Annotated in this window: 14 protein-coding genes; 8 read left to right on the plus strand and 6 right to left on the minus strand. The window is 56.6% G+C overall.

Features of this window, described 5'->3' with window-relative positions; genetic code table 11:
• Nucleotides 1-3: 3 nt before the first annotated feature.
• The 4 genes from AC2TEM_RS11415 to AC2TEM_RS11430 all read right to left on the minus strand — a co-directional run bounded on the left by AC2TEM_RS11415 (nucleotide 4) and on the right by AC2TEM_RS11430 (nucleotide 4,107).
• Nucleotides 4-1,359: an extracellular solute-binding protein gene (locus tag AC2TEM_RS11415; protein ID WP_170420724.1), complete on the minus strand. Its 1,356-nt coding sequence runs from the start codon at nucleotides 1,357-1,359 to the stop codon at nucleotides 4-6.
• On the minus strand, nucleotides 1,356-2,516 hold the full coding sequence (locus AC2TEM_RS11420) for a LacI family DNA-binding transcriptional regulator (protein ID WP_480790512.1): 1,161 nt from the start codon (nucleotides 2,514-2,516) through the stop codon (nucleotides 1,356-1,358). The genes AC2TEM_RS11415 and AC2TEM_RS11420 overlap by 4 nt, the downstream gene beginning before the upstream one ends.
• Before the next feature lie 439 nt (nucleotides 2,517-2,955).
• Nucleotides 2,956-3,693, minus strand: coding sequence for a Bax inhibitor-1/YccA family protein (locus AC2TEM_RS11425; protein ID WP_010441904.1), 738 nt, complete (start codon nucleotides 3,691-3,693; stop codon nucleotides 2,956-2,958).
• Nucleotides 3,694-3,888: 195 nt separating this feature from the next.
• On the minus strand, nucleotides 3,889-4,107 hold the full coding sequence (locus AC2TEM_RS11430; RefSeq protein ID WP_170401585.1) for a YjiS-like domain-containing protein: 219 nt from the start codon (nucleotides 4,105-4,107) through the stop codon (nucleotides 3,889-3,891).
• A gap of 127 nt (nucleotides 4,108-4,234) precedes the next feature.
• On the opposite strand from AC2TEM_RS11430, the gene AC2TEM_RS11435 reads away from it, so the two are divergent.
• A complete protein-coding gene (locus tag AC2TEM_RS11435) occupies nucleotides 4,235-5,113 on the plus strand; it encodes a LysR family transcriptional regulator (protein ID WP_170401582.1) in 879 nt (292 codons plus the stop codon).
• Here the strand turns inward: AC2TEM_RS11435 and AC2TEM_RS11440 are convergent.
• A complete protein-coding gene (locus tag AC2TEM_RS11440; RefSeq protein ID WP_170401579.1) occupies nucleotides 5,097-6,065 on the minus strand; it encodes an NADPH:quinone oxidoreductase family protein in 969 nt (322 codons plus the stop codon). The genes AC2TEM_RS11435 and AC2TEM_RS11440 overlap by 17 nt on opposite strands.
• A gap of 337 nt (nucleotides 6,066-6,402) precedes the next feature.
• Between AC2TEM_RS11440 and AC2TEM_RS11445 the strand changes: the two genes are divergently transcribed.
• The 3 genes from AC2TEM_RS11445 (at nucleotide 6,403) to AC2TEM_RS11455 (ending at nucleotide 9,059) form a co-directional block, all read left to right on the plus strand.
• The gene (locus AC2TEM_RS11445; protein ID WP_170343628.1) at nucleotides 6,403-6,774 is read left to right on the plus strand and encodes a helix-turn-helix domain-containing protein; all 372 of its coding nucleotides are present in this window, start codon (nucleotides 6,403-6,405) and stop codon (nucleotides 6,772-6,774) included.
• A 44-nt stretch (nucleotides 6,775-6,818) separates the two neighbouring features.
• Nucleotides 6,819-7,610 carry a histidinol-phosphatase gene (gene hisN, locus AC2TEM_RS11450; protein WP_170401576.1) on the plus strand — a complete coding sequence of 264 codons (792 nt, stop codon included), beginning with the start codon at nucleotides 6,819-6,821 and terminating at the stop codon, nucleotides 7,608-7,610.
• 114 nt (nucleotides 7,611-7,724) lie between these two features.
• The gene (locus tag AC2TEM_RS11455) at nucleotides 7,725-9,059 is read left to right on the plus strand and encodes an 8-oxoguanine deaminase (RefSeq protein WP_170420726.1); all 1,335 of its coding nucleotides are present in this window, start codon (nucleotides 7,725-7,727) and stop codon (nucleotides 9,057-9,059) included.
• A 65-nt stretch (nucleotides 9,060-9,124) separates the two neighbouring features.
• Here AC2TEM_RS11455 and guaD read toward each other — a convergent pair whose 3' ends face one another.
• Nucleotides 9,125-10,414 (minus strand): guanine deaminase, encoded by a 1,290-nt coding sequence (gene guaD / locus AC2TEM_RS11460; protein WP_170420728.1) that lies wholly within the window; start codon nucleotides 10,412-10,414, stop codon nucleotides 9,125-9,127.
• A 138-nt stretch (nucleotides 10,415-10,552) separates the two neighbouring features.
• On the opposite strand from guaD, the gene mgtE reads away from it, so the two are divergent.
• From mgtE to AC2TEM_RS11480, 4 genes are all read left to right on the plus strand, one after another.
• Nucleotides 10,553-11,947, plus strand: coding sequence for a magnesium transporter (mgtE, locus tag AC2TEM_RS11465; RefSeq protein ID WP_170420730.1), 1,395 nt, complete (start codon nucleotides 10,553-10,555; stop codon nucleotides 11,945-11,947).
• On the plus strand, nucleotides 11,944-12,510 hold the full coding sequence (locus AC2TEM_RS11470; protein WP_170420732.1) for a 5-formyltetrahydrofolate cyclo-ligase: 567 nt from the start codon (nucleotides 11,944-11,946) through the stop codon (nucleotides 12,508-12,510). The genes mgtE and AC2TEM_RS11470 overlap by 4 nt, the downstream gene beginning before the upstream one ends.
• 112 nt (nucleotides 12,511-12,622) lie before the next feature.
• Nucleotides 12,623-13,435 (plus strand): TIGR00282 family metallophosphoesterase, encoded by an 813-nt coding sequence (locus AC2TEM_RS11475; protein WP_170392187.1) that lies wholly within the window; start codon nucleotides 12,623-12,625, stop codon nucleotides 13,433-13,435.
• A 91-nt stretch (nucleotides 13,436-13,526) separates the two neighbouring features.
• Nucleotides 13,527-15,305: an SLC13 family permease gene (locus AC2TEM_RS11480; RefSeq protein ID WP_170392185.1), complete on the plus strand. Its 1,779-nt coding sequence runs from the start codon at nucleotides 13,527-13,529 to the stop codon at nucleotides 15,303-15,305.
• The last annotated feature ends 85 nt before the right edge of the window (nucleotides 15,306-15,390 follow it).

Consider the following 15,390-nt stretch of genomic DNA (forward strand, 5'->3'; position numbering starts at 1 on the left):
AGGTTACTGAACCTTCGCGAGCTCGTCGTTCATTGCGGCCACTGCAGCGGCGGCATCGATTTCATCGTCGATATATTGGCGCACGACCCGGTTAATTGCCTGGCTGTTGATCATTTTGGACGCCAAAGCCAGCTGGCCTTCAGCAACGCCCCAGCGCTGCGCCACGTCCAGACCGCCGACGATCTCATCGATCATCGCCTGATCATACAGCTCGCCCAACGGGGCTTTGCGGTCCACGCCAACAGGCAGCTCTGCCCATGCTTCCGAGAACGCGGTCGGGTTGTCAGCATTACCGCGACGGACCGGGAACTTGCCCTCGGGTGCGATGGCCAGTGTTTGAGTATAGCCGTCGTCCATGGCGAATTTCACGAACTCCATAGCCGCGTCGGTGTCGGCGTCGTTGGTGATGCCAAAGTAACGAACGTCACCCCAAGCCGCGCCATCCGGGTTCGATGGGCCCGAGAAGTTAGTGACGATACCAGTCTTCGAGGCCAGATCGCGTGAGGTCGGATCATCGTTGATCGTCGGCGGGGCGCTGTCGCGCAGACCGGCCAGTTCGTCAAGGATGAAGGGCGACCAGATGATCATCGCTGCTTTGCCATCAAAATACAGCTCGCGCGATTGTTTCCAGAATAGCTCACCCGGGGGCGAGGCTTTCGAGATCGCCTTGTAGAAATCCAATACCTCTATGGTCTTGGCTTCATCCAGCGGCTGGAATCCGTCCGCGCCAACAGGGGTCACGCCATTGGCGAGGAACACATGCTCCAAAACCTGACTCATGAAGTTTTCATCAACTTTGGTTGCAGCAACGAAACCGTACATCTCGGGCGGGTTGTGCAACTGCTCCAGCGCAGCAACGACGTTGGCGAATGAGTTCGGGGCCTCAAGGCCCGCTTCATCAAACAGGTCTTTGCGGTAGACAACCATTTGGGTCCATCCATCGACCGGTACCGACGCGGTTTCGTCATTGAACGCCGCCATACCAAGCGCGCCGGGGGCGAAGGTGTCGGCGCCCAGTTCTTCGATCACTTCGGTGGCGGCTTCGGTGTCCAGAATGCCCGCTTCAGCCCATGGCAGGGCATATTGCAGCGGATGATAGACCACATCTGGCAGGTCTCCGGCGGCAAATGCTGCTGTGGCGCGTGTACCCAGATCACTTTCGGTGACCGGGATAACCTCGACCGTGGTGCCGGTTTCAGCCTTGAACTGGTCAGCCATTTCCTGTTGCTTGGCCAGCCGCTCGGGCTGTTCTTCGGTGGTCCAGAAGCGGATCGTATCCGCCTGAGCGGACATCGCCGCCAATACTAGCGCAAGCGATGTTCCAAGCATCATTCGCGATGCTAAAGGTGCAAGTTTCATAGTCGGTTTCCTCCCCGGTTATGATCTTTTGAAAGTTGAATTTTTCGGGCCAGTTCCTCGGCTGTAACGCTTGGTGGCCCGTCGGAATTGCGTTCGATCAGAACGGCCTCACTAATCTCACGCAGATCTGTCGGTGCTTCACCGCGAGTCTGACTGATCAGCATCGTCGCAAGGCGTTCTCCGGCCCGCTTAGAATCGACGCTGAACGTGGTTAGACCAGGGCTGACATATTGGCATTCAGGGATGCCGTCATATCCCAAAATTGATACATCTTGCCCGACCTCGAGGCCCAGTTCTGCACAGACCGAGTAACACCCCAGCGCAGCAAGATCTGTTGCAAACACTATTGCAGTAGGTGGGTGATTCAGCGTCAAAAGCGCGCGTGCCTCAACCGCACCCTCCTCGCGCGTACGAGCACCTTCCCGGAACAACTCGGGATCGGCAGACAAGCCCGCGATCTTGAGACCTTCGAGATAACCGTCACGGCGCAGATGGCTGTAGTTGAATTTCGGATCGCTACCGACATAGCCGATACGCGTATGGCCAAAATCGACGAGCCGACCGACCGCATCACGGGTTGCAGATTCACCCGAAATGTCGAACCAGGATGTCTCATCCTGCCAGTCCGCCTGCCCATACCCCGTGCGGCCATACATGATGAAGGGAACCTTCAACTCTTGCAGGTATTTCACCCTCGCATCGTCGACCTCGGTCCGGGGCAGAATGAATCCATCGGCTTTGCGCTCTTCGACAAGCCGCCCCAATACATCAAGCATATCTTTTTCGGACTTCGCCGTAGAAATCGTCATCGTCCAGTCGGATGCGCTCGCCGCTTCGCATGCTCCGGCCAGAAAGTCCTGAAGAAATGGATTATGCCGGTCTGGTTCTTCGCTGTTGATGACCATGGCGATGGCGCGCACCCGCCCGGTTCGTATCGCCTGCGCATGGCTGAGTGGGCGATAGCCCATCTTTCGCGCCGTGGTTTCAACGCGCTTTCTCGTGGATTCCGAGATGTCGGTATATCCATTCAGGGCGCGGGACACCGTGCTCTTAGAAAGCCCAAGATGATCGGCCAATTGATCCAGTTTTACCCTGCCGGGGCCAGAATGACTCCGGGGGCGAGACTGCGGTTGCTGGAGACTTGGATTCGTCATCATTCTTCTATTTGTTTTCTCCGAAACCGGTTTCGGCAATCAAAATTATGAAATTCTTTGATTGGATCGACCAAGTACACGAACGTTCCAATGGCGAAAGGCGCTGATGAACGCATATGCAAACTTGCAAACGCGGCTTTCAGAGTGGTGCAAAATTAGGGTTGCGCCAACATGGTTGACTGCCGACTGCTACAGTAACTGCAGGCTGATCATTGTTCGCGGAGCTTTGATGGGAATCGGTGAATTGAGCATGAGGACTATGCGTAAATACGGGCGACTATCCGGCTATGAGGGCGTGTAAAATTTGTGGAGGCAAAATAAACTAGTCGGAAAATCATGCGAATTCACCAAGGCTTGGTATGGGCTTTTGAAGAGCAACATAAAAAAAGCCCCGCTTAGCGGAGTGCTAAGCGGGGCTTTCTGTATTCTGTTGGAAGCAGTTTTATTCTCTGTTGCCCAGTAGTTGCAGCAGGAACATGAACATGTTGATGAAGTCCAGGTACAGGTTCAATGCACCCATGATTGCCGCTTTGCCAAGCCATTCCTGATCGCCCGCATGAGCCATCTGCAGATAGGTGGTTTTGATCTTCTGCGTGTCATAGGCGGTCAGGCCGGCAAAGATCAGCACACCCAGGATCGACACTGCGAACATGATCGCAGGCGACTGCAGGAAGATGTTGATAACCATCGCGACGATCAGGCCGATAACGCCCATCATCAGGAAAGTACCCATGCCGGACAGGTCTTTCTTGGTCACATAACCGTACAGCGAAAGACCTGCAAACGCGATCGAAGTCACCAGGAATACCTGCGCGATCGAGATGCCGGTGAATGCTACGAAAATCCAGCTCAGCGACAGGCCCATCACGGCTGCAAATGCATAAAAGAACAGCTGTGCGCCGGACGCCGAGAGGCGGTTGATGGCGGCGCCAAAGCCAAACACCATCGCCAAAGGTGCAAACATCACGATCCAGCCCAGGATATTGGGGCTCAGCGTGACCGGATCACGGAAGATCGACAGCAGTTGCGGGCTCGAGCCCACGGCCCATGCCACGGCAAATGTGATCAGCATGCCTACGGACATCGTGCCGTATACTTTGTTCATATGGGCGCGCAGGCCCTCGTCTATCTCGGCAGCGCGCGCGCCGGACGCCGTCCGGATCGTGTCGAATTGTGCCATATAGGGGTCTCCCTTCAATATTCTGTTCGCAGCCCACGGATGCGAGCCGGTTTCCCGGTAAATATCGGAGAGTGTGGCCCTCGTTTCAAGGGTTTTAAGCCTGAAACTCAGCAAAACTGTCGGCAATTTTTGCAACTGTCGCCAAAAAACCGGCGGCTTGGTCGCCAAATCCCTCAAGCCGCCGGTATTTTCGAATTAATACAGATGTTTGTGCCAGCTGTCGGGCGCGTCCCAGAACGGGCGCTCTGCTTCGTTACGCGCGTCTTTGCGTGAAACGCCGATGTCATTCAGTGCATCATCATCAAGCTGGGCGAGTTCGCGACGCTGACGAGCGAGGCTAAGCAGGTCAAGTATCCGGTCGCCAATTGCCTTACGCTTGATGCGACGAGGGGTTGAGATGGCTATATGGGTCATGAGTATTGCCCTTTCCTGATTGTCTGATGAAACGTGGCGTTTCAATCAATTTCCTTGATCTATATGGAGCAGTCTGACATATTTTGGAAATGAATGTTTATGACGAGTCTCATAAGGAATCTTGAACATGCGAAATCTGGACATCACTACATTGCGGTCTTTCGTAGCTGTTGCTGATCATGGTGGCGTGACGCGTGCCGCTGGATTTCTTCACCTCACGCAATCTGCGGTCTCTATGCAGCTAAAACGGCTGGAAGAGCTTTTGGGCCTGGAATTACTGGATCGATCCGGTCGAACCATCGCGCTAACGGCGTCCGGAGAGCAGTTGCTGGCTTATGCGCGGCGGATAATTGCGTTGAATGATGAGGTAATCGGGCGGCTGACGGATCAGGCGTTTGAGGGCGAGGTCGTGCTAGGCGTACCGCATGACGTCGTTCATCCGTTCATCCCGCGCGTGTTGAAGCGTTTCAATGCCAGCTTTCCTCGGGTCAGCGTAAACTTGGTCACTTCCAACACGCGGCACTTGAAAGAAGAGTTCGCACGCGGAAGCTTCGATCTGATTGTGACTACGGAATCGGGTGCGGGCGAAGGTGCCGAAACCCTGCACCATATGCCTTTGCGTTGGGTTGGCGCGCTGAACGGATCTGCCTGGCGCCAAAAGCCTTTGCGGCTGGGGTTTTGCCGGAATTGCATTTTCCGTCCGGTTGCGACAGCGGCGCTGGATGATGCGGGAATCGAATGGGATATGAGCATCGACAGCGATTCCGACCGCACCGTTGAAGCCACCGTCAGCGCTGATCTGGCTGTGGGAGTTTTGCTGGAAGGCACCCAGCCCAGCCATCAGGAACTGATTGACCATGCCGGGGTTCTGCCGGATCTGCCTGTGCAGTTCATCAACCTCTATGGTGCCGAGCGGGTACGTGAGGAATACGTATCAGAGCTTGCGAACCTACTGCGCCAAAATTTCAATCATCCAACGGCGCAGCCGCTTAAAGTGGCGAGTTGATGCGGATCACCACCTTGCCAGTGGATTTGCGATCGCGCAGCAGTTCCAAACCTTTTGCTGCATCCTGCAAGGGCAGGACGTGGCTGATATGAGGCTTTATCCGGCCCTCAGAATGCCAGCGGAACAAGGTGCTGAAGCTGTCGCGCACGATCTCGGGTCTGAAATTCAGATAGCCGCCGATATATACGCCGATCACGGTCAGGTTCTTGACCAATAGATGGTTGGCCGGGATCTGGGGCACCTCACCTGCCGCAAATCCGATCGGTAACAAGCGGCCTTCCGGGTTGGTCGCGCGGAAGGCGGCCTTGAAGACATCTCCACCAATCGCATCGTAGACCACGTCAGCACCACCCAGAGCGAGAACGCGGTCGCGCAGGTCTTCGCTTGCGTCAAGCAAATGGTCTGCACCAGCTTTTTGTGCCACGGCCAATTTGTCCTGCCCGCGGGCTTGGGCGATGACTGTCGCACCCATCAGTTTTCCGATTTCAACTGCGGTCAATCCCACGCCACCGGCAGCACCGGTGACCAGTAGGGTCTCGCCCGGTTGCAGTCGCGCCCGGTGCGCAAGAGCAATATGGCTGGTGCCATAGGCAATTTGGATTGCGGCCGCGTCTTCGAAACTCATGGAATCTGGAAGGGGAATTGCCCGGTCCGCATCAAAAACGCCTGATTCGGCCAGGCCGCCTTGACCTGAATAGACTGCAACACGATCGCCCAACTTCAAATGCGTAGCATTGTTTCCAATTTCGGTGACAATCCCTGCAATCTCCATGCCCAGCGTAAACGGTGCTTCGGGGGTGTCTTGATACGTTCCTTTCTGCATCAGAAGGTCTGCAAAGTTCAGGCCGCAGGCGCGGATTGCGATACGAACTTGGTTCTCTTGCAGCGGTGCTTCGCGTGTTTCGCATAGCTGAGCGGGTGCCCCTTTGGTCTCGATACGAAATGCCTGCATCATTGGTCTCCGCTCTTTTGTCGCCATAGGCCGTTTGGCTTGACCGTTTGTCAATTCCATTCGCAATCTTCACAGCGTTAAACTGAATAGGGTGGATCAACTGTTTCCCATTTAGAAACTATCAATCTCTATGTTGGCCGTACAACCACAAACCACTGTTCGAATTCTCTGATTCAACCAGCTTGAAAAAATAACGGATTGCGGCAATATTGTACTATGGTGCTGTTCGGGGGGCACGATCCGAATTAGGGAGTTCTTAAGCAGCGACCCGCTAACTAAGCGGCGATGGCTGCTGTCGCGGTTTCCCGGACAGGTGTTTGTGTAAAGGAGACTACCAATGACCCATCACGTCGATGTCCATGTGGGCAAACGCGTCCGGCATCGCCGCTGGCTGATTGGCATGACTCAGCAGCAGTTGGCGCAGCAAGTTGGTATCAAGTTTCAACAAATCCAAAAATACGAAACAGGGGCCAACCGGATAAGCGCATCGCGTTTGTGGGACATTGCCGAAGCTTTGGATGTTCCAGTCAGCTTTTTCTTCGAGGGTCTTGAAGAGGCTCAGAAGTCGGATGCAGACAAGAAATCGGTTCCTGCGGATTTGATGGGTGATAAAGAAGCGCTTGATCTTGTTCGCTCGTATTATGCGATCCCGGAAAACCAGCGTCGCCGCCTGTTTGAACTGGCACGCGTGCTGAGCGACGTCGCCTGATACAAGCGCTTGACTTCGCGGGGTGTGGGGCGCACGGGTAAGCAATGCAAAACACCCTACGAAGCGATCTAGAGATTGCCGAAGAAATGGCCGACGCTGCGCGGGCGGCCATTCTTCCGTTTTTCCGCCAATCTAACCTGAAGACAGACAACAAACTCGATGCCGGTTTTGATCCGGTGACAGCCGCTGATCGCGAAGCAGAAAAAGCAATGCGTAGGGTGCTGGCTGATCACCGGCCTGAGGACGGTATCCTGGGGGAAGAGTTCGGTCATTCCGAGGGAACAAGCGGACGAGTTTGGGTGCTGGACCCAATTGATGGCACGCGCGGTTTCATAAGTGGTACGCCCACATGGGGTGTCTTAATCGCCCTGAGCGATGAGACTGGACCGAAGCTTGGTGTGATCGATCAGCCCTATATCGGCGAACGTTTTATCGGAGATAAAGAGCACGCCTTTGTCAAAGGCCCTTTGGGACGCACCGAACTTGGGACGCGTGACACTCGATCTCTGGACCAGGCGATCATCTTCACCACCTTCCCGGAGGTTGGCAGCGCGGTCGAGGCCGCCGCCTTCAAGGCGGTTTCTCAGAAAACGAAGCTGACACGCTATGGGATGGATTGTTATGCCTACGCGTTGCTCGCTGCAGGTCAAACCGATCTAGTGGTCGAGGCCGGATTGAATTCCTACGATATCCAGGCCCCAATCGCGGTGATCGAGGCCGCGGGTGGTATTGTGACGGATTGGCAGGGCAATCCGGCTCATAATGGTGGGCGTGCGCTCGCTGCAGCCAATACTGAGATTCATGCGGCAGCGCTAGAAATTCTGAAGCAATACTAAACGGGTTGCCGACCCTTCTTTGCGACTTTAAACTGATCACGGCTGGTTCTTACGCCCGTTTTCCACCAGCCCATCACTCCATGCATGAGACGGGCAGTATGCGGGAGTGCGAAAATGACAGAATTTCTGATCCGTAACGCCGACATGATCCTGACGATGGATGATGATCGGCAAGAGCTTGCAGGCGCTGATCTGCTGGTTCGGGATGGTAAGATTGCCCAGATTGGCCAGCGCCTTACGAGCGATGGCGAAATACATGATGCCACTGGGTGTGTTGTGACCCCCGGTCTGGTGAACACCCATCACCATCTCTACCAAACGCTCACCCGCGCGGTTCCCGGCGGGCAGGACGCTTTGCTGTTTGGTTGGTTGCGAACGCTCTATCCCATCTGGTCCCGCTTTGGTCCTGACGAGATGTTTATATCTGCCCAGATCGGATTGGCCGAGATGGCACTGTCCGGCTGCTCGCTTAGCTCTGACCACCTTTACCTATATCCCAATGGCGCGCGGCTTGAACACACGATCCATGCAGCGTCAGAGCTGGGGCTGCGTTTTCATCCCACGCGTGGGGCTATGAGCATTGGCGAAAGTGATGGTGGACTGCCTCCTGATGCTTTGGTCGAATCCGAGCAGGCTATTCTGGAGGATATGATCCGTGTCGTAGACGCCTATCACGACCCATCTGAGGGTTCGATGGTTCGCGTTGGTTTGGCGCCATGTTCGCCGTTCTCGGTTAGCCGAGACTTGATGCGTGATGCCGCGCTGTTGGCGCGCGACAAAGGTGTGATGCTGCACACCCATCTGGCGGAGAACGATGAGGATATTGCCTATTCTCAAGATCAGTTCGGCTGTAGACCCGGCCAATACGCCGAAGAATTGGGCTGGACCGGTTCGGATGTCTGGCACGCTCATTGTGTCAAGCTGGATGGCGCCGAGATTGACCTGTTTGCACGTAGCCGAACCGGCGTTGCGCACTGTCCATGTTCCAATTGTCGTCTTGGTTCAGGTATCGCGCCAGTCCGAAAAATGCGTGATCAAGGCGTGCCAGTCGGGTTGGGCGTGGATGGATCAGCCAGCAACGACGGCGGCAATCTGATGGCCGAGGCGCGCCAGTCTATGCTGCTGCAACGAGTCGCAAACGGCGCTGACGCCATGTCGGCCCGTGAGGCGCTTGAGATCGCCACCCGAGGCGGGGCGGATGTGTTGAATCGGCCCGATTGCGGCCGGCTTATGCCCGGTAAACGAGCTGATATTGCCATTTGGGACGTGCAAGGAATTGAAAGTGCAGGCAGTTGGGACCCCGCTGCGCTCCTTCTGGCCGGACCAACGCGTGTCAAACACCTCTTTGTCGAGGGACGCCAGATTGTTCGTGACAGCCAGATCGCCACGATCGACCTGCCAAGGGTCATCGAAACCCAGAATCGTCTGGCACGCGCGCTGGCAGAATAGCGGATCCGCTCTTCATCTGGCTAAAAATACCTCCGCCGGAGGCATGGGCCATAGGCCCATTCCTATCAACCAGAAACGGCTCGTCCGGCGATCCAGGTATCGGTTACGGCACGGTCATCACCCATCATGATGGTCGGGAACACCGCTTCCCAAAGATCATCAGCATGAGCTTCGCGCTGGGCGATAGCAGGCGTCGATGCGAGGTTCAGCACCGCCAGATCGGCTTCCATGCCCACGGCGATGTTTCCTATTCGGTCATCCATCCGCAGGGTACGAGCCGATCCCACCGTTGCAAGCCAAAGCAATTGCGACGGGTGCAAGGGTTGGCCCCGCAATTGACCAATCTCATAGGCCGCAGCCATTGTGCGCAGCATTGAAAAACTTGAGCCGCCTCCGGTGTCGGTGGCCAAGCCCACGCGGTGCCCTGAGTGGATCAGACCATTCATGTCAAACAGGCCAGAGCCGATAAACGTGTTTGATGTGGGGCAGTGGATCAGAGCTGCATCTACCTCGCGCAGACGATCCCGCTCTCGGTCTTCCAGATGGATTGCGTGCCCATAAAGGCCATTTCCGCCCAGCAATCCAAACTGCTCATAGGTGTCCAGATAGTCGCGCGCGTCGGGGAACAGGGATCGGACCCATTCGATCTCATCGGTCTGTTCGCTCAGATGGGTTTGCATCAGGCAGTCGGGATGCTCGGCCCAAAGCGCGCCCATCGCCTCCAGCTGTTCTGGCGTCGATGTCGGCGAAAATCGTGGAGTGATGGCGTAAGATATGCGATCAACCCCATGCCACTTTTCAAGCAGAGCTTTGGACTGGTCGTACCCGGTTTGTGCAGTATCCCGCAGCCCCTCAGGCGCATTGCGATCCATGCAGGTTTTACCCGCGACAACCCGCTGCCCACGCGCCTGCGCGGCGGTAAAGAAGGCATCAACACTCTCTGGATGAATGGTACAAAAGCTGCACATGGTCGTGGTGCCATGGGCTGCGGTTAGGTCTAGATATCTGTTTGCAATTTCAGCGGCATAGGCGGGGTCGTCAAACTTCATCTCTTCAGGGAACGTGTAGCTGTTCAGCCAATCGATCAGCCGCTTTCCCCAGCTCGCGATCATTGCCGTCTGCGGATAGTGGACATGAGAATCCACAAATCCCGCCATGATCAGCTGATCGCCATAATCCTTAATGTTGGCTTCGGGATGCGCGTCAGACAGGTCGGACGCCTGGCCCAGTGCCGCGATGCGGCCATCTTCGATCAGGACGGCTTGGTGAATTTTGGTCGCATCGGTGGGCTCACCTTCGAACGGTGATCCGTTGAAGCTAAGCACACGTCCCTTCAGAAGCGTCTTTTGCGCCATTTGTTCTGTTCTCCGCCTGTTTTGGACCGCCAACCAGCATAGGGGCGCGAAAGATGCGGGTAAATTGGACCATTGTCATTGTTTTCCGGTAGCTGCTTCTTCTATCTAGGGGCAATCGACAAGAAAGAGGGGCAGCGCATGACGACAGGCAACGACGAAGCCAGACCCGATCAGCCCCGCGATGAGGACGCCTATGCGCTGGACCCGCGAACCGTTGCGGCCATCCTTTATGCGGTTGATGTCGAAGATCGTGCCAAGCTGATTGAGCTGATGGAGCCGCTGCACGCGGCCGATATCGCTGACCTTCTGGAGCAGATCAATCCTTACGACCGTGCGCGCCTGATCCGGCTGTATGACAAAGAGTTCGACGGCGATATCCTGTCGGAGCTCGACGAGTCAGTTCGGGAAGAAGTAATCAATGTCCTGAAACCGGACGTTCTGGCCGAAGCCGTTCGGGATATGGAAAGTGATGACGTTGTTGACCTTCTGGAAGACCTTGAAGAGCCGCAGCAAGAAACAATCCTGGGCGCGCTTGAAGACTCCGAACGCGTCGCGGCAGAGCAAGCCCTATCTTATCCAGAAAACTCTGCTGGCCGCCTTATGCAGCGCGAGGTGGTCATGGCGCCCGATCACTGGACCGTGGGGCAGGCCATCGATTTCATGCGTGCCACCGACGATTTGCCGGAACAGTTCTATCACGTCATACTTGTTGACCCGCGATTGAAACCGGTTGCTCAGGTCACGCTGGGCAAGTTGATGGCAACCCGGCGCGAGGTGCCGCTGCAGGACATTGCCGAGGATGAATTCTACACCATCCCCGTCGAACAGGATGAAGAGGACGTGGCCTATGCGTTCAATCAGTATCACCTGATTTCGGCTCCCGTCGTTGATGGCGACGGTCGTTTGGTCGGTGTCATCACCATCGACGATGCGATGGTGGTCCTGGACGAAGAATACGAAGAGGATATGCTGCGTCTTGCGGGCGTCTCGGACGAAAGCTCTCTGTCCGATAGTGTAGCGGCAACCAGTAGGCGCCGCTTGCCTTGGCTTGGTGTCAATCTCGTTACGGCGATTTGCGGATCGCTGGTGATTTCTCAGTTTGAGGCCGCGATTGATCAACTGGTGGCGCTCGCGATCCTGATGCCGATCGTCGCCTCGATGGGGGGCAATGCCGGGACCCAATCACTTACCGTTGCAGTGCGGGCGTTGGCAACACGCGACCTGACCGGCTCGAACGTAGGGCGCGTGATCCGGCGAGAACTGCTGGTGGGAATGCTCAACGGGCTGTGTTTCGCTATCGTGTTGGGAACCGTCGGGATGATGTGGTTCGACTCCCCGCTGCTGGGTGTCGTGATCGGATCTGCGCTGGTCGTGAACATGATCATCGCGGGCTTTGCTGGTACGGTAGTACCGGTCGTGCTGGACCGTCTGGGTGTTGACCCGGCGCTGGCGTCAGGAACCTTTGTGACCACGACAACGGATGTCATGGGGTTCTTCATCTTTCTGGGGCTTGCCAGCGTGGTGCTATTGTGAACGAGACAACCGATCTGACCGAAATCAAGGCCGCAGCGCGCAAGGCGGCATTCGCGCGACGCAAGGTAGCGTTTGATATGCGCATCCCGGGCGCGGCCGGGCGCTTGTCCGAGGTTTTGGCGGGTCATCGCGGTGTTCCCATGTCCGGCTACATGCCGATCCGCACCGAAATCGACCCGCTGCCTGCAATGGCCGAGGCTTCTGCATATGGCCCAGTGGGCGTGCCTGTCATTCAGGCCGCAGGGCAGGCCTTGCGCTTCTCTCGATGGACGCCTGAGGGCATGCTGAAAGATGGACCCTTCGGCGCGAAAGTGCCCGAGATCGATGACTATTTCGACCCGGAGATCCTGATCGTGCCACTGGTTGCCTTTGATGCGCAGGGTGGCCGCTTGGGGTATGGCGGCGGCTTCTATGATCGCACGCTTGAAGGGTTGCGCGCCAAGCGCCCGACGCTTGCCATAGGATTTGCCTTTGATGCGCAGGAAGCCGAACATCTGCCGCTGGAGCCGACCGATCAACCACTCGATATGGTGATTACTGAAAGCCGGGTGCTAACTTTCTAAGTTATCCCTCGCTATGCGCGATCGCGATTTCCTTTACATTGGCAGGCTTCAGGCTGAGTGATTGTTTGCTTCTGCCTTGTTATTGCCACTTCCAGCCCCTAGGACCGCAATCATGAGGATTTTGTTTCTTGGTGACGTCATGGGGCGCTCGGGTCGCGCCGCCATCCAGCAGCATCTGCCACGCCTGCGTGACGAATGGCGGCTGGATTTTGTCGTTGTCAACGGCGAGAACTCCTCGAACGGAATGGGGCTGAGCGGGGACCACGCCAAGCTGCTTTTGGACGCGGGGGCCGATTGTATCACCCTGGGCGATCATGCTTTCGACCAGAAAGACATGCTGCAGTTTATTGAGAAAGAACCTCGCATCGTGCGTCCGTTGAATTATGCCAAAGGGGCACCGGGGCGGGGGCATCGACTGTTCACCGCGCCGGGCGGTCGCAAGGTTCTGGTGGTGCAGGTGTTAGGGCAGGTCTTCATGAAACGCCCCTTTGACGATCCCTTTTCGGCCATTGAACCGATCCTGAAATCGCACCCACGCGGCGGCCAGGCGCAGGCGATCATCGTCGACATGCATTGCGAGGCAACGTCCGAGAAGATGGCGATGGGCCATTATTGCGACAAACGCGCGACCCTTGTGGTTGGGACGCATACGCATGTGCCTACCGCGGATGCGCAGGTATTGCCGGGCGGTACAGGATATCTGACCGATGCCGGGATGTGCGGCGACTATGACTCGGTCATCGGAATGGACAAGCAGGAACCGATGCGCCGGTTCATAACCGGGATGCCCAAGGCGCGGTTTACGCCTGCGACCGGTGAGGCGACCTTGAGCGGAGTTTTTGTCGAAACCGATGACCGCGATGGAAGCGCAAAATCCGTGCAGATGATTCGTGTTGGCGGGCGGTTGCAGCAGTCTACACCCTGAAAAGCACGTCAGACTTGCCCCGCCGCACGCAATACGTGAAACTACCAATTAGGCGCGTATGCCAGATCAGGGTTCGGACAGAATACCAAGAATGCAATTCCTTCAACTGACAGAGATGGGCAGCGCAATTCTGGCGCTGATGATCGTAGCGGGCATGTTCATCATGTTTCTGCGCGAGGTCTATCCGACCGAAGTTGTCGCAATCGGCGGGGCGGCCCTGATGCTGGCAACCGGTATCCTGCCCTATCAAAGTGCGCTTGCAGTCCTTTCGAATCCCGCGCCGTGGACCATCGGCGCGATGTTCATCATCATGGGTGCCTTGGTGCGCACCGGAGCGCTTGATGCCTTCACCTCGCTCGCGCAGAAGCAGGCGCAGGTGAACCCTCGGTTTGCCATCGGGTTATTGATGGCGTTTGTCGTCGTCGCTTCGGCGGTGGTGTCGAACACACCGGTTGTCGTTGTAATGATCCCGGTCTTTATCCAGATCGCCCGCACGCTGAACGTTTCGGCGTCCAAATTGTTGATCCCGCTCAGCTATGCGGCGATCCTTGGGGGTACGCTGACGCTGATTGGCACCTCGACTAACCTGTTGGTCGATGGTGTGGCCCGCGCACAGGGTATGACGGCGTTTTCAATCTTCGAGGTTACCCCGCTGGGCATAGCGCTGGTGATCTACGGTATGGTGTACCTGCGCTTCATTGCGCCACGACTGCTACCCGAGCGTGACAGCATGGCCGAGATGCTCAGCGACCGGTCCAAGATGAAGTTCTTTACTGAGGCGGTTATCCCACCCGACAGCAATCTGATCGACCGCGAAGTGACCGGCGTTCAGCTGTTCAAGCGCCCCGGTGTGCGCCTGATCGACGTCATCCGAGGCGATGACTCGCTGCGGCGGAACCTCAAGGGGGTGACGCTGAAAGTGGGCGACAGGGTAGTTTTGCGCACCGAGATGACCGAATTGCTGAGTCTTCAAAGCAACAAGGAACTCAAGCGCGTGGATCAGGTCTCAGCCGTTGAGACCAAGACAGTTGAGGTTCTGATCACGCCGGGCTGCCGTATGGTCGGTCGAACGCTTGGTGCGATGCGGTTACGTCGCCGATATGGTGTCTACGTCCTGGCGGTTCATCGCAGGAACCAGAATATCGGGCGTCAGTTGGATGCTTTGACCGTGCGTGTCGGGGATACGCTGCTGTTAGAGGGCTCGCCTGCGGATATCCAGAAGCTGGCCGCCGATATGGATATGGTCGATGTTACGCAACCTTCGGCACGAGCGTTTCGCCGCAGCCATGCGCCCATAGCCATCGGTGCGCTGGTCGGGATCGTCGCCCTGGCGGGGTTGGGCGTGGCACCGATTTTGCTGTTGTCGATCATCGCCGTTGCCGTGGTTCTGCTGACCCGATGTATCGACGCGGATGAGGCGTTCTCATTTGTCGAAGGCCGATTGCTGGCCCTGATCTTCTCCATGCTCGCAATTGGGGCTGCGCTCGATAAATCGGGTGCGGTTACACTGATTGTCGAAGCGGTCGCACCGGCGCTGGGCATGTTGCCACCTTTCTTGATCATATGGGCCGTATATCTGTTGACCTCGGTGCTAACCGAATTGGTTTCGAACAACGCCGTGGCGGTGGTGGTCACTCCTATCGCGATCTCTCTGGCTCAGGCTGTAGGAATTGATCCGCGCCCGCTGGTGGTCGCGGTGATGGTGGCGGCATCGGCATCCTTTGCGACGCCGATTGGCTATCAGACCAACATGATGGTGTATGGCCCGGGTGGGTACAGATTCACCGATTTTCTGAAAGTTGGTGTGCCGCTGAACCTGACTGTGGGTCTGCTGGCGTCACTTCTTATTCCGTTCATCTGGCCGCTCTGACACTGGCACGGATTCGCCGACCTGGTGTTTCGGGCCTTGTAAATGTCGATATCGTCACAATCTTTTTGCCTAAGATGAATGTGAA

It is taken from the genome of Ruegeria sp. HKCCD3925 (genome assembly GCF_057221175.1).